This window comes from Bradyrhizobium commune, from assembly GCF_015624505.1.
Taxonomy (GTDB): domain Bacteria; phylum Pseudomonadota; class Alphaproteobacteria; order Rhizobiales; family Xanthobacteraceae; genus Bradyrhizobium; species Bradyrhizobium commune.
In genome coordinates this window covers 4,169,046-4,183,688 of record NZ_CP061379.1, presented here as the reverse complement: position 1 = coordinate 4,183,688, position 14,643 = coordinate 4,169,046, and the positions used below count along the sequence as shown (strand labels likewise).

11 protein-coding genes are annotated in these 14,643 nt (G+C 64.2%); 5 read left to right on the top strand and 6 right to left on the bottom strand.

The features are described 5' to 3' along the window. Positions 1–72 precede the first annotated feature (72 nt). A complete protein-coding gene (locus IC761_RS19700; RefSeq protein ID WP_195798309.1) occupies positions 73–777 on the bottom strand; it encodes a peroxiredoxin in 705 nt (234 codons plus the stop codon). Between the two features lie 204 nt (positions 778–981). On the opposite strand from IC761_RS19700, the gene IC761_RS19695 reads away from it, so the two are divergent. After that, positions 982–4,782 (top strand): YhdP family protein, encoded by a 3,801-nt coding sequence (locus IC761_RS19695; RefSeq protein ID WP_195804710.1) that lies wholly within the window; start codon positions 982–984, stop codon positions 4,780–4,782. A gap of 143 nt (positions 4,783–4,925) precedes the next feature. Here the strand turns inward: IC761_RS19695 and IC761_RS19690 are convergent, their stop codons facing one another. The 3 genes from IC761_RS19690 to tyrS all read right to left on the bottom strand — a co-directional run bounded on the left by IC761_RS19690 (position 4,926) and on the right by tyrS (position 8,134). Beyond that, positions 4,926–5,363, bottom strand: coding sequence for a DoxX family protein (locus IC761_RS19690; protein ID WP_195798308.1), 438 nt, complete (start codon positions 5,361–5,363; stop codon positions 4,926–4,928). Between the two features lie 213 nt (positions 5,364–5,576). Next, positions 5,577–6,824, bottom strand: coding sequence for an MFS transporter (locus IC761_RS19685; RefSeq protein WP_195798307.1), 1,248 nt, complete (start codon positions 6,822–6,824; stop codon positions 5,577–5,579). A gap of 56 nt (positions 6,825–6,880) precedes the next feature. Next, entirely contained in the window at positions 6,881–8,134 is a 1,254-nt protein-coding gene (tyrS, locus tag IC761_RS19680; protein WP_195798306.1) for a tyrosine--tRNA ligase, read from the bottom strand. 145 nt (positions 8,135–8,279) lie between these two features. Between tyrS and IC761_RS19675 the strand changes: the two genes are divergently transcribed. Next, the gene (locus tag IC761_RS19675) at positions 8,280–9,383 is read left to right on the top strand and encodes an anhydro-N-acetylmuramic acid kinase (protein ID WP_195798305.1); all 1,104 of its coding nucleotides are present in this window, start codon (positions 8,280–8,282) and stop codon (positions 9,381–9,383) included. A 97-nt stretch (positions 9,384–9,480) separates the two neighbouring features. Further along, positions 9,481–10,158 (top strand): glutathione S-transferase family protein, encoded by a 678-nt coding sequence (locus tag IC761_RS19670; protein ID WP_195798304.1) that lies wholly within the window; start codon positions 9,481–9,483, stop codon positions 10,156–10,158. A gap of 25 nt (positions 10,159–10,183) precedes the next feature. Here the strand turns inward: IC761_RS19670 and IC761_RS19665 are convergent, their stop codons facing one another. Both IC761_RS19665 and IC761_RS19660 read right to left on the bottom strand, forming a co-directional pair. Then, positions 10,184–10,831, bottom strand: a complete 648-nt coding sequence (locus tag IC761_RS19665; RefSeq protein ID WP_008143006.1) for an alpha/beta hydrolase — start codon at positions 10,829–10,831, stop codon at positions 10,184–10,186. 339 nt (positions 10,832–11,170) lie between these two features. Beyond that, positions 11,171–12,124 carry a LytTR family DNA-binding domain-containing protein gene (locus IC761_RS19660; RefSeq protein ID WP_195798303.1) on the bottom strand — a complete coding sequence of 318 codons (954 nt, stop codon included), beginning with the start codon at positions 12,122–12,124 and terminating at the stop codon, positions 11,171–11,173. A 44-nt stretch (positions 12,125–12,168) separates the two neighbouring features. Here IC761_RS19660 and IC761_RS19655 point away from each other — a divergent pair, with 44 nt between their 5' ends. Together IC761_RS19655 and IC761_RS19650 are read left to right on the top strand one after the other, a co-directional pair. Continuing rightward, positions 12,169–13,365: an acyltransferase family protein gene (locus IC761_RS19655; RefSeq protein ID WP_195798302.1), complete on the top strand. Its 1,197-nt coding sequence runs from the start codon at positions 12,169–12,171 to the stop codon at positions 13,363–13,365. Between the two features lie 51 nt (positions 13,366–13,416). Beyond that, the gene (locus IC761_RS19650; RefSeq protein WP_195798301.1) at positions 13,417–14,556 is read left to right on the top strand and encodes a cysteine desulfurase family protein; all 1,140 of its coding nucleotides are present in this window, start codon (positions 13,417–13,419) and stop codon (positions 14,554–14,556) included. The last annotated feature ends 87 nt before the right edge of the window (positions 14,557–14,643 follow it).

Sequence of the window (14,643 nt, the reverse complement as noted above, 5' to 3'; positions counted from 1 at the left end):
AATTGCCGCAGCAATCTGGGCCGGTCATGGTTAATTTTCCGGAAACGGGAGCGCTCGAATTTAACGGGCTGGTTAAAGACTTGTTGCCGCCGCCAGCACCTCGTCCGCATGGCCATCGACGCGGACGTTGCGCCAGACCCTGGCCACATTGCCGTCGGATCCGATCAGCACCGTGGTGCGAAGAATCCCGAGGAAGCTCTTGCCATACATGGATTTTTCGCCCCAGGCGCCATAGGCCTCCAGCATCTCGTGCTGCTCGTCCGAGATCAGGGGAATGTCGAGGCTGTGCTTGTCGCGGAACTTCTCCTGGGCCTTTAACGGATCGGCGGAGATGCCGAGCACGGACGTGCCCGCCTTGGCGAAGGCGTCCTTGAGCCGCGTGAAGTCGATCGCCTCGCGGGTACAGCCCGGCGTGTCGGCGCGGGGATAGAAGAACAGGACAAGCTTTTGGCCGGCATAATCGGCGAGCGTCACCACGCTGCCGCCATCGCGGGGCAGATGGAAGGTGGGGGCCTTCTGACCTTCGGCCAGGGCGGGCGTGGAAGAGACAGGTTTGGAGGCGGCGGGCTTAGAGGGCTTTTCAGAGGATTTTAACCGTTTCGATGCGGCCTTATGCGATGCTGCTTTTGCTGTTGGCTTGGTTGATTTGCTGGTTGTCGCCCGCTTTGTCTTCGCGGGACGTGTTTGAGCAGATGCCCGCGTTTTCGCGGCCTTCTTTTTAGCTGTCGGACTGCCGGAGGACGTTTTGGACGATTTCTTTCGGGATTTCTTGGACATACGCCTTCCTTTCGTCGCTTTCGGCGGGTCAACCAAAGCGGTATTGCAGCTCTCGTCCGGCATGCCGGATTCGCGCCCTCGGCTGGGCAAGTTTGGCGGCGCAGGAGTATGGTTACAAGGAATTCCACGCACCACCCCACTGCTCGTTGAACGCGCTCCCGGGGCGAAATGACGAACAGCAGGAACATCCGAGATATGGCGGCAATGCCGGGGCGGGGAGCTTCGATCCCCGTCGATGGCGGCGGACCCGGCGGCGCTCAATCCTACGACGGGCGCCTGTATCGAGAGGCAATGGCAAGGAATACGTCGCCCCAGGATCACACTCGCGATTTCGATCGGCGCGGCGGCCACCAGGAGCCGCCGGAATGGGACGAAGCCGACTGGGATCCCGATCAGGAGGAGGAGGCGGGCCATCGCGCGCGCCGCCTATTGTCGCGTTCCAGTTCGCGCTTCCGTGTCGGTGACAGTTTCTCGTGGTTTTGGCGGTTGCTGCCGAGCGGACGCTGGCTTCGCCGGCTCGCCGTCGTGCTCGGCACGCTCATCGTCATCTTCGTCGGCTGTTTTGGTGCGCTGTGGTGGCGTCTTGGCGCCGGCCCCATCAACCTCGATATGGCGACGCCGTGGCTCGCCGCCGCCATTGAGGACAACATCGGCCACGGCAACACGGTCGAGGTCGGCGGCACCCAGATCGAGCGGGCCGGGCGGATTCGCATTGCCGTGCGTATCCGCGACATCATCGTGCGCGATCACGACCGTGCCATCGTTGCCAGCGCGCCAAAGGCCGAGGTGAGGCTGTCGGGTGCGGCGCTGCTGACGGGGCAGCTGCGCGCCGAAAGCCTCAATCTCGTCGATGCGGAGCTTGCGATCCGGATCGCCCCCGACGGGACCGTCACGGTGTCGGCGGGCGACACCGCGAAACCGCTAGCAACCGGCGTCGCCTCCAAGAGGGAAGCGGGCTTGCCGCCGACTTTCCCGCGCAACGGAGTTGCGCCGCCTCCTGTCGCGACAGCGCCTGCGAGCCCCGACGCGTCCCAGGCTGCACCTCAAGCCATCGCGCAGAACGGTATTCTTCAGGGCCTCGACTGGCTCGACAGCCTGAGCATGACCGGTCTCGACGGCCAGAACCTCAACGAGATCGGTCTCAAGAACGGCAATCTGATCGTCGACGATCAGCAGCGCGGCAGCAAATGGGCGTTTGAGAACATCACGCTCAGCCTGCGCCGGCCAAGCCATGGCGGTGTCGCGCTCAGCGTCGGCGAAGAAGGCGCGCATCCGTGGTCGCTGCGCGCCACGATCGGACCAGCCGAGTATGGCGTGCGTTCCGTCGATATCCGTGCCGACAAGGTCTCGACGTCCAACATCCTGCTGGCACTGCGGGTGAAGGATCTGACTTACACTGCCGATCTGCCGCTGACCGGCGAGCTCAAGGGCGAGCTCGGACGCGACGGCGTGCCGACATTTTTCCGCGGCAAGGTCACGATCGGTGCGGGCAACATCACCGACACCGATACGCCCGACTATCCGATGGCGATCGACTCGGCCGAGATCAATGTCGAGTGGGACGCAAGCCGTCGCGTCTTGGTGGCGCCGTTCAAGATCCTTTCCGGCGCCAACCGCCTGACGCTGCTGGCCCATCTCGAGCCGCCGAACGGCACCACCAACGACTGGCAGCTCGGCTTCAGCGGCGGCTCGATCCTGCTCGGCGGCATCGACAACGAGCCGCCGCTCGTCTTCAACCGCATCGCGATCGGATTCCGCTTCGACACCGACCACAAGCGGCTGCTGCTGACGCAAGCCGACATCTCCAACGGCGAGATCGGTGTCGCCGGCACCGGCGCGATCGACTATTCGGGCGAGCCGCGCCTGACGCTCGGCTTTGCGGGAACGCCGATGTCGGCGTCCGCGCTGAAGCGGATGTGGCCGACGCTGATCGTGCCGGAGCTTCGCCAATGGGTGATCGAGCGGATCGAGCGCGGCACGCTTCAGCGCATCGAGGTCGGCGTCAATTCGCCGACGCGTAACCTTCCCCGCAAGGGGCCGCCGATTCCCGACGACGGTCTGTCCGTCAACATCGTCGCGAGCGGTGTCGCGGTCCGTCCCGTCGACGGCATGCCCGTGGTGCACGATGCCGACCTCAAGGCGCACGTGACCGGGCGCACGGCGACCGTGAATATCGGGCAAGGCATTGCCGACACGCCCGCGGGCCGCAAGGTCACGATCTCCGATTTCATCTTCGAGGTGCCGGACATGGCACCGAAACCATCGCCGTCGCGGACCAGATTCCGAGTCGACGGGCCCGTGCCGGCGGCGGCAGAAATGCTCGCCAATGATCGCCTGAGCGATCTGTCGGCGACCGTGGTCGATCCCAACACCAGCAAAGGCACGTTCTCGGCCAACATCCAGCTTGGCCTGCCGGTCAAGGGCGAGCTGACCAAGGCCGACACCACTTACGCCGTGACCGCGGACCTCAACGGCTTTGCGGCCGACAAGCTGGTGATGAACCAGAAGCTCGAGGCCAACAATCTCAAGATCGTCGCCAGCAACCAGGGTTATCAGGTCAAGGGCGACGTCAAGATCAACGGGCAGGCGGCCTCGCTCGACTATCGCAAGCCGACCGAGGGCGATGCCGACGTCAAATTGCAGACGACGCTGGACGATGCCAGCCGTGCGCGCCTGGGCTTCGACCTGAGCCCGGCGGTCAGCGGCTCGGTACCGGTCAAGGTGTCGGGCAAGATTGCCGGCGGTCCTGACCAGACCACGAAACTCGGCATCGAGGCCGACCTCACCTCGGTCAAGCTCGACAACATCCTTCCCGGCTGGGTCAAGCTGCCCGGCAAGTCCAGCAAGGCCACGTTCAAGGTGGTGCCGACGGCACAATCGACGCGGCTCGAGGACATCGTCGTCGAAGGCGGCGGCGCCTCGATCAGGGGCTCGCTGGAAGTCGACCCGAACGGCGACCTCATGAATGCGAACTTCCCGACCTACTCGCCGTCCGATGGCGACAAGGCGTCGTTGAAGGTGGAACGTGGCCAGGATGGCGTGGTGAGGGGTACCATGCGTGGCGACGTGTTCGACGGTCGCGGCTTCCTGAAGTCGGCGATCTCAGGCAATTCCAAGGACGATTCCAAGAGCAAGCTGAAGAATGTCGATTTCGACGTCGACGTGAAGCTCGGCGCGGTCGCTGGCTTCAACGGCGAGGCGATGCGCAGCGTCGATGCCAAGATGTCGAAGCGTAGTGGCGCCATCAGGGCCTTCTCGCTGAGCGGCAGGATCGGCAAAGACACGCCGGTGGCGGCGGATTTGCGCGGCGGACGCGCGCAGGGCAGCCGCGAGGTGATCTACCTCCAGACCAACGATGCGGGCGCATTGCTGCGCTTCACCGACACCTACACCAAGGCCCAGGGCGGCCAGATGGTGGTGGCGATGGAGCCGCCGACATCCGAGCCGAACACGTCCCGCGAGGGTCTCATCAACGTGCGCGACTTCACGGTGAAGGGCGAGGCGCAGCTCGAGCGCGTCGCCGCGGGCGCTCCGAACGGCACCCCCGGGGGCGTCACCTTCAACGCGCTGCGCGCAGAGTTCACCCGCCAGAACGGCGCGCTCACGATCCGCGATGGCGTCGTCAAGGGACCAATGATCGGCGCCACCATCGAAGGCTCGATCGACTATCCCGGCAACCAGGTTTGCATGAGCGGCACCTTCGTGCCGATGTACGGCGTGAACAACATCTTTGGTCAGATCCCGTTGTTCGGCATCTTCCTCGGCGGCGGCAACAACGAGGGATTGATCGGCGTCACCTATGAGGTCGTCGGCACGCCGGCCGCACCGGTGATGCGCGTCAATCCGATCTCGGCGATGGCGCCGGGCCTGTTTCGCAAGATCTTCGAATTCAATACCGGCAAGCAGAACACGCCGATCGACGAGCTGCCGTCGGCGCAGTCAGGCGACAGCCAGACGGGATCGGCAAGGCCGCTGTCGAGCGGCTGCAGCCTGGTGCGGCGGTAGTGAGCAGACTAGTCCACCGCATTGTCATGTTCGGATTGCTCATGGCGGTGCTGGCCGTGATCTGGAACGTGCTGGGCCCGCGATAAAGGAAAGCGGCGCCCGCGATGCCGCGGGCGCCGCCTTGTCTCGTCAATGCCGCGCGATCAGCGCCGCGCGAAGGCGCCGCCCGGCGCGGCGCTCTCCTTGCCCATCAGCGCGTCGACGCTGACCAAGCCGCCGCCCGCGGCCGAGAGATAGAGGCAGGCGAAGCAGAACAGGATCGCTGCGGTGCCGCCATTGAGCAGCGGCAGGAACACCGGCGTGCCGGTCTTCAACATGTGGCCCATGAAGTAGGCGAAGGCCATTTCACCTGCGAGGATGAAGGCCGAGAGCCGGGTGAACAGGCCGAGCATCAACGTCGCGCCGAGCACCAGCTCGAGCGTGCCGGCTGCGTAGATCAGCGGCGGAATGTCGGCGAAGTAGGGAAGCACCGGAAACTTGAAAAGTTTTGCGACGCCATACTGGAACAGCAGCAGTCCGGTGATGAAGCGGAACAGGCTCAAGAGAACCGGTTGAAAGCGAGAGAGATAGGGAAAGTCCATTGGTTTATGCCCTCCATCCAATGCTGCGACTTGGATCGCATCCGGTTCCAGCCCGCAAGTCGCGCCGGATCAATTCGCGCTGACATTTTTGTCATGTCGACAAAACACCGCAGGCCGGGGTTTGAGCCGTGCGTCGTCCGCATTTTTTTACACCTGGTCGGGTCACGCGCGCCCGTAGTTCCCCGGTTACACGAAGGTTACCTGTAGGAGCGCCTAGCGCCGCAAGGCGGGCACGATCAGAAACGGGATCATCCCGAGCACCACGCTCGCAAGTGCGAAGACAAGCAACGCGTTGTAGCCGTGCGTCGTATCGTGGATCAGGCCGCCGCTCCAGGAACCGAATGCCGAGCCGAACCCGCTGCCGATCGAGATGGTGCCGTAGATGGTGCCGACCCGCTTGCCCCGAAAAATCTTCATTGCGGTTGCGGTGATCAGCGGTCCGCGCGAGCCCATCATGCTGCCGAAACAGACGACGAAGCCGATTAGCAGGATGACGTTCGGATCATACTGCAACAGCCAGAGCAGGAAGATGCCCAGGATCGAGATCGCGTAGCTCAGCAGCACCGAAGGCCTCCGCCCGATCAGCCCGTCGAGCGCGGACACCCCCAACATGCCGAACACCAGTACGACGCCGGAAAAGCCCCAGGCCGTCGCGGCCTGGAGCGGCGGGAAGCCCGCGTCGATCAGGTAGGCAACGATTTGCGCGGCGATCGCATACATGCCGACGGCGGTGAAGAAGAAGGTCGAGAACAGCGCCCAGAACGCGTGGTGGCGGATCGCGCTCACAAGCGTCCAGCCGTCGTCGATGAAATCCGGATCGGTCTTCTTGGCGACGTGCGGCGAGCCCGCCGCGAACCGCCGCCATGGCAACAGCATCAGCGGCACCAGCAGGCCCAATGCGGCGAACCCGAACAGCTGATAGGTCTCGCGCCAGCCGAGATGATCGATCAGCAGTTGCGAGGCCGGCAGCAGCGCCAGCACGCCGCCGCCCATTGCCGAATAGACCACAGCCATTGCGGTCGGCAGCCGCGGCCCGAACCAGCGGCCGAGCAGGATCGAGTTCGGCACATTGCCGATGAAGGCAACGCCGATGCCGACGCAGATGCCGATCGAGAGCTGGAATTGCCAGAGCGATTGCGCATGCGCAGCAATCAGGAAGGCCGAGCCGAGCAGGAGCAGCCCGAGCGCGTAGACGATGCGCGGTCCGGAATGATCGAACAGGCGCCCGACCAAAGGTGCGGTCAGTCCGCTGATGAGCCAGGTCAGCGAGTAGATCGAGACGACCTGCGCACGATCCCAGCCGAAATTTTCCGAGATCGGTTTGAGGAAAACCGTAAAACTTTCGCTCAGGCCGCGCCCGAGCACAGCCAGCGTGAAACACAGCGCGAGCACGACGAGCGCGGTGCGTACGGCACCTTGCTGCGTGCTGCCGATCTGTTCCCTGGGCGTGTTCTGATCCATTGCCCGTCAGGGAGCGCGCACCAGCGCGCCCTGACAAGCATCAAAAGCTCATACGCCTATGCAGGCTTGATGAGGACGTGCTTCTTCTTGCCGAAGGACAGCTTGATCACGCCTTCCGGCGTCAGATTGGCCGCCGAGAGCGTCATCTTCTCGTCGGTGACGGGCTCGTCATTGACGCGCAGGCCGCCGCCCTTGATCTGGCGCCGCGCCTCGCCATTGGAGGCGACGAGGCCCGCCTTGACGAAGGCGTTGAGCACGCCGATGCCGGCATCGAGTTCGCCACGCGGAATTTCCACGGTCGGCAGGCTCTCGGCGAGCGCGCCTTCCTCGAACGTGCGTCGTGCGGTTTCCGCCGCCGCGTCCGCGGCATCGCGGCCGTGAAGCAGCGCTGTCGCCTCGGTGGCGAGCACCTTCTTGGCCTCGTTGATCTCTGAGCCTGCGAGCGCCTCGAGCTTCCGGATCTCGCTCATCGGCAGCGTCGTGAACAGCTTCAGGAATTTGCCGACGTCGGCATCCTCGGTGTTGCGCCAGTACTGCCAGAAATCGTAAGCGCTGAACTGGTCCGCGTTGAGCCAGACCGCGCCTTGCGCGGTCTTGCCCATCTTGGCGCCCGAGGCGGTGGTCAGCAGCGGCGTCGTCAGCGCGTACAGCTGATGCGTGCCCATGCGGCGGCCGAGATCGACGCCCATGATGATGTTGCCCCACTGGTCCGAGCCGCCCATCTGCAATTTGCAGCCGGCGCGCTTGGCGAGCTCGACGAAGTCGTAGGCCTGGCAGACCATGTAGTTGAACTCGATGAAGCTCATCTCCTGTTCGCGCTCGAGACGCAGCCGCACGGAGTCCATGGTCAGCATGCGGTTGACCGAGAAATGCCGGCCGACGTCGCGCAGCATCTCGATCCAGTTGAGCCTGGTCAGCCACTCCGCGTTGTCGAGCATGATGGCGTCGCTCTTGCCGTCGCCATAGCGCAGCACTTTCGAAAACACGCCGCGGATCGATTCCTTGTTGGCCTCGATCTCGGCGACAGTGCGGATCGCGCGCGTCTCGTCCTTGCCGGAGGGATCGCCGACCATGGTGGTGCCGCCGCCCATCAGCGTGATCGGCTTGTTGCCGGACTCTTGGAGCCAGTGCAGCATCATCATGGTCAGGTAGTTGCCGATGTGCAGCGAGGGCGCGGTGCAATCGTAGCCGACATAGGCGGTTGCCTCGCCCTTGGCGGCAAGCGCGTCCAGCCCCTCGAAATCGGAGCACTGGTGGACGAAACCACGTTCCTGCAAGGTATTGAGGAAATCCGATTTAAATGCAGTCATCTGTAGGCGGGCCTGACCATTCTTATTTTACGTTCATTGCGGCAAGTTGCGGAACCGGCGCCTGCCGGGCTGCCGCAAAAAAGCGCGCTGTGGCATTATAAGATGTACTTGTTTGATACAAGTCGGGCGTCGGGGCCAGCTTGAGATGATGTTGACGGCACTCGGTTTGATGAGCGGCACCTCGCTTGACGGGGTCGATGTCGCGCTGATCGAAACCGACGGAAAGCAGGTGAAGGCGTTCGGCCCGTCCGGCTACCGGCCCTATAGCCCGGCCGAGCGCAGTCTGCTGCGCCAGGCGCTGAGCGAAGCCGTGCACCTGCCGCAACGCGATGCACGGCCGGGCATTTTGGCCGAGGCCGAGCGCGCGGTGACGCTGGCCCATGCCGAGGCGGTGGCCGCCTTCGTCGCCCAGAACCGCATGAAGCCAGAAGAGATCGACATCGTCGGTTTCCATGGCCAGACCGTGCTGCATCGCCCCGAGCGGCGGCTGACGGTCCAGATCGGCGATGCGCCGGCACTCGCCAGGGCGATCCATATTCCCGTGATGCACGATTTTCGCGCCGCTGACGTCGCCGCCGGCGGCCAGGGCGCGCCGTTCGTTCCGGTCTACCACCGCGCGCTGACGCAAGCGCTGGAGCGCGAAGGGCCGATCTGCGTGGTCAATATCGGCGGTGTCTCCAACATCACCTATGTCGACGGCAACGACACCCTGATCGCCTGCGACACCGGGCCCGGCAACGCGCTGCTTGATGATTTCATGTACCGCACCATGAACCAGGCCTTCGATGCGGAGGGCAAGTTCGCAGCCCTCGGCAAGGTCGATGAGGCGTGGATCGCGCAGGCGCTGGAGCTGCCGTTCTTTGCATCGCCGCCACCGAAATCGCTCGACCGCAACGATTTTGCTGCGCTGAGGCTGGGCGATGTGCCGCCGGCCGACGGCGCTGCGACGCTCACCGCTTTCACGGCCGCCGCGATCGCGCGCATCATTCCCTTGCTGCCGCGGCGGCCGCGCAGCTGGATCGTCTGTGGCGGCGGCGCGCGCAACCTCACCATGCTGCGCATGCTGCGGGAGCGGGTGGGCTCGGCGACTGTCGAGGCCGCCGAGACGCTGGGCTGGGCCTCCGACGCAATCGAGGCGCAGGCCTTCGGCTTCCTCGCCGCGCGCGGGCTCAAGGGCCTGCCGCTGTCCTACCCGGCCACCACGGGTGTGCCGATGCCGATGACGGGCGGGGTGATCGCCAGGCCTTGAGGTTGGTGATGGTGGAGGCAGATGCATCGATCTTGACGGATGTATGCGGATGCATCTATATTGGATGCAGTTGCATCTAACTGCCGGGATCGTCGCCATGGCCGTTTCGCTCAAACTGATCAGCCACAAGCTTTGCCCCTACGTGCAGCGCGCGGTGATCGCGCTCAAGGAGAAGGGCGTACCGTTCGAACGGATCGACATCGATCTCGCCAACAAGCCCGACTGGTTCCTGAAACTGTCGCCGCTCGGCAAGGTGCCGGTGCTGGTGGTGACGACCGAGGAGGGCGAGGTCGCGCTGTTCGAGAGCAACGTGATCTGCGAATACATTGAGGAGACGCAAGCGGGCGCGAAGCTGCATCCAGCCGATGCCCTGAAGCGCGCCGAGCACCGCGCCTGGATGGAGTTCGGCTCGGCGATCCTAGGCGATCTCTGGGGACTGGAGACGACGACGGATCCGGCGACGTTCGAAAGCAAGCGTCAGGCGCTTGCGGCGAAATTTTCGCGTGTCGAGGCTGCACTCGGAGCGGGGCCTTATTTCGCCAGCGAGCGGTTCGGCTTGGTCGATGCGGTGTTCGCACCGATCTTCCGCTATTTCGATGTGTTCGACGAGCTAACTGAGCTCGGCATCTTCAGTGATCTACCGAAGGTCTGCGCCTGGCGAGATGAGCTTGCAAAGCGTCCGAGCGTGCGCTCAGCGGTCGGCGCGGACTATCCGCAATTGCTGCGCGCCTTCCTGGTGCGGCACGACGCGCATCTCTTGAAGCTTGCGGCCTGAGCGCAGTGCGCTCAGGCCGAATGTCTTAGCGCACGTTGGCAAGACGCATGTCGAGATAGGCCGTGATGGTCTCCATCAGCGGCTCGAGCTTGGCGTCGAAGAAGTGGTTGGCGCCGGGGATGACCTGCTGGTCGATCACGATGCCCTTCTGCGTCTTCAGCTTCTCGACCAGCGTGTTGACGTCCTTCGGCGGCACCACCGCGTCTTTCTCGCCATGCACGATCAGCCCGGAGGACGGGCAGGGCGCGAGGAACGAGAAGTCGTAGAGGTTCGCGGGCGGCGCGATTGAAATAAAGCCTTCGACCTCCGGGCGGCGCATCAGCAGCTGCATGCCGATCCAGGCGCCGAAGGAGAAGCCCGCGACCCAGCAGGCGCGCGCTTCGGGATTGATGGTCTGTGCCCAGTCGAGGGCTGCGGCCGCATCCGACAATTCGCCGGTGCCGTGGTCGAACGAGCCCTGGCTTCGGCCGACGCCGCGGAAGTTGAAGCGCAGCACCGAGAAGCCGCGATGCGCAAACGCGTAGTAGCACTGATACACGATCTGATGGTTCATCGTGCCGTGAAACTGCGGATGCGGATGCAGGATCATCGCGATCGGCGCGTTCTTCTGCTTGGCCGGGTGATAGCGGCCCTCGAGACGGCCAGCAGGGCCGGCGAAAATAACTTCAGGCATGGATGATCTCTTGATTGATTTCCTGGAGACGATCCTCAGCAATCAACCGATTGTGGCTTCATCGGCAGTCATGCCGACGAAAGCGCGAATGAGGGATGAGAAGGCGTGCGCCTCGCGGTGATGCGCAATTTGGCGCGCGGTGACTTGACGGCCCGCGTTCTAACATAGGCTGCGGGGCAAAAAGCAAGCATCTTCGACATCTCTCAATGCACTCAAGAGCTTAGCCGGTCATCCCGATGTCACGCCAACAGCAGCTGGGATTGACCAGGACCGACATTGCGGCAGCAACCAATTGGAATCACGATTGTTTATCGGTTGTCGGACGATCCGCGAGCTGATTCACGCCGGCGCAATGCGGCCTCCGAGCCCAGCGACCACCGGCCGATAGCGGCGGCTGCCCCCAAGCGTCTGTCCATTGTCGAAGGTGAGCTCGAAATCGCCCGACGGCTTGAAGTCCACGCCGCTGACCCGGTCGAGATTGGCAAGCCTGGTCCGGTGGACGCGCACGATGGCGAAGCGGGCGAGCTCGCTTTCGGTCGCGGCCAGCGTGCCCCGGATCAGATGCCGGGCGCCGTTGGCGAGACTGTATTCGATGTAATTTCCGGCGGAGGCGACCCACAGGATGTCGCGCGGCGCGACGCGAATGCGGCTGGTGCCGTCCCGAAGCCAGATCAGATCGGGGGATGGTTGCTCCAGAGGAGCGGCCTGCGGGGAGACGGCGGCGAGCGCGGCTTTCCTCAGCTCGCGCCTGCTCTCGATCAGCCACAGCGTTGCCCCGATCAGGAAAGCGGCCACCGCATCCTTGCGGAACTCGTACAGGACGGTGGCGATCGAGAAATGGAAGTCGTAGGTGCTTCCGGCGAGCCACAGCGCGAATTTCCGGATTCCCACCATGCCGGCGATGTGCAGGGTCGAGAAACCGATCAAGGCGACCGCGCCGATTCCGGCCCGCGCCGCCAGGCTTGGTGTCCGCCGTATGCGCCTGACGGCGAGGACCAGGATCGGTACCAGCAGCATGATGACGATGACGCTCGACATCTCCCAGAACAGCCGCCGGCCGACATCGTAACTGTCGCCGCGCCAGGCCGCGTCCTGCGCGCCGGAGAGTGCATTGACTACCCCGATGGCGAGCGAGACGGCTGCGATCGCGCCGAACATGGTCCAGTCGCCGCGACTGATCCCGCCGCGCCATCCGCTCGTCCCAGCCGGCGACGCCTCGTCCCCTCGCGTCCGGTCTTGATCCCAAACCGTCTCGACGCGCTCCGTTTCCGGCGCATTTTGGCCGTCAGCCATGGCCCGAAAACCGCGTCTGTCGTCCGCTCAAGGAGCACAAAACCATGTCAGCACCGCAGCAAGCATCAAACCCGGAACGACGCATCGATCTGGATTGGGTGCGGATTTTAGCCTTCGGGCTGTTGATCTTCTACCATGTCGGCATGCTCTACGTGTCCTGGGGATTTCACATCAAGAGCGTGCACCGGCTGACGTGGCTCGAGCCGGTGATGCTGGTGCTCAATCCCTGGCGGCTGTCGTTGTTGTTCCTGGTCTCCGGCGTCGCCACCCGCTTCATGCTGGGAAAGTACAGCCTCGCCGCCTTCGCCCGCGCGCGGTCGGCACGCCTGCTGATTCCGTTGATCTTCGGCATGCTCGTGATCGTGCCGCCGCAATCCTATCTCCAGATCATCGAGGCGCTCGGCTATCCCCAGGGTTTCGTTGATTTCTACGTCCACCACTACCTGGCGTTCGGCTCGCAGTTCTGCCCGAACCCCTGCATCGTGCAGCCGACCTGGAACCATCTCTGGTTCGTGGTCTATCTCTGGGTCTACACGATGGCCCTGGTTGGCGTGCTGGCGCTGTGGCCGGCTGCTGCCGATTGGATCGGTGAAAGGTTGGCGGCCGTGCTCGGCGGCCCGTGGCTGCTGGTGTTGCCGTGCCTGCTGTTTGCGGCCTGGCGGCTGTTTCTGTTCCCGGTCTTCCCGTCGACGCATGCACTGTTCGGCGACTGGTACAACCACGCGGATTTCGCGACCACGTTCCTGCTCGGCTTCCTGCTCGCCCGCCAGGATGGCATCTGGCGCGACATCGAACGGCAACGATGGGTGGCTCTGGCGGTTGCGGCCGCTTGCTTCATCGCCTTCATCCTCGTTTATGCCGGCTTGTTCGAGCGGTCACCGATGCTGCGATGGTTCGCGAACTCCGTCTATGCCTGCTACCAATGGCTCGCGATGGCCGCGGTGCTCGGCTTTGCCCGACGCCATCTGACGGCGGCCGATGGCCCCGTGCGCCGCTATCTGACCGATGCGATCTTTCCCTATTACATCGTGCATCAGACCGCGATCATCATGATCGCCCACGGGTTACAGGGTAGCGGTCTGTCAGCCGGCAGCGAAGCTGCCATCGTGATCTCAGGCACCGCGCTCACCTGTCTCGTCACCTACGAGGTCGCACGGCGGATCGCCTGGCTGCGGCCGCTGTTTGGCCTCCGGATGGAGCCCCGATCCCCGGCCAGGATCGCGCAGCAGCAGCCGGCCTGATGTGCGGCGGCGCCCGATTGGCGCGAGGACAAAAGGTGCTAAGAGGGCGTCATGCCAAGCCGCGTCTATCTCGACTGGAATGCGACCACGCCGCTGCGCGCCGAGGCGCGGGCGGCGATGGTCGCGGCCTATGATCTGGTCGGCAATCCATCCTCGGTCCATGCCGAGGGGCGCGAGGCGCGGCGGCTGGTCGAGGACGCGCGTGGGGTGCTTGCGGCGGCCGTGGGCGCGTTGCCACGGAACGTCGTCTTCACCTCCGCCGGAACTGAGGCCAATGCGCTGGCGCTGTCGCCCGGCACGCGCGGCCCGTCGAGTGGGCCGGTGCAGCGGCTCTTGGTCTCCGCGATCGAGCATCCCTCGGTGCTGGCAGGCGGCCGATTCCCCGCCGATCGCATCAGCCAGATCCGGGTCACCCGGTCCGGCATCATTGATCTCCACCACCTGAAGGCGCTGCTCAGCGACGGCCCGCCGGCGCTGGTCTCGATCATGGCCGCCAACAACGAGACCGGCGCGCTCCAGCCGATCGCGGACGCCGCAAAGATCGTTCAAGAGGCCGGCGGCCTGCTGCATGTCGATGCGATTCAGGCGCTCGGCAAAATTGCTTTCAATATTAACGCGGTAGGCGCGGACCTTGCGACCTTTTCTGCGCACAAGGTCGGTGGCCCCAAGGGTATCGGCGCGCTGGTCGTGGCGGAGGGGGTTGCGGGATTGGAACCCGTTTTGAAAGGCGGCGGGCAGGAGCTTAATCGCCGGGCGGGGACCGAGAATGTCGCGGGCATCGCCGGCTTCGGCGCGGCGCTGAAGGTGGCGCTTCAGGCTCTGCCGAAGGATGCGGAGCGGATGACAACACTCAGAGATCGCTTGGAAAATGGCATCCGTGCCACTGCTGGGGCCATGGTCTTCTCGGAAGATGTGAAGAGGTTGCCAAATACCGTTCTGTTTACGGCGCCCGGCCTGAAGGCAGAGACCGCTGTCATCGGATTCGACCTCGAAGGCATCGCCGTATCCTCCGGTTCGGCCTGTTCCTCCGGCAAGGTCCAGCCGTCCCACGTGCTCTCGGCCATGGGGTTCAACCCCGCCGTGGCCCAGGGAGCGGTGCGCCTCAGTCTGGGCTGGTCCACGGAACCAGATGACATCAATAGGGTGTTAGAGGCTTGGCGAAAGCTCGGTAATACCCTACTTAGAGCCTAAGCGACGAAACACGGCTTGAACGGTTCTAAGCCCGTGCTTTCCGCAGAGAAACATCGTAATACTCGTCCGAGTTTGATCCACCGCGGT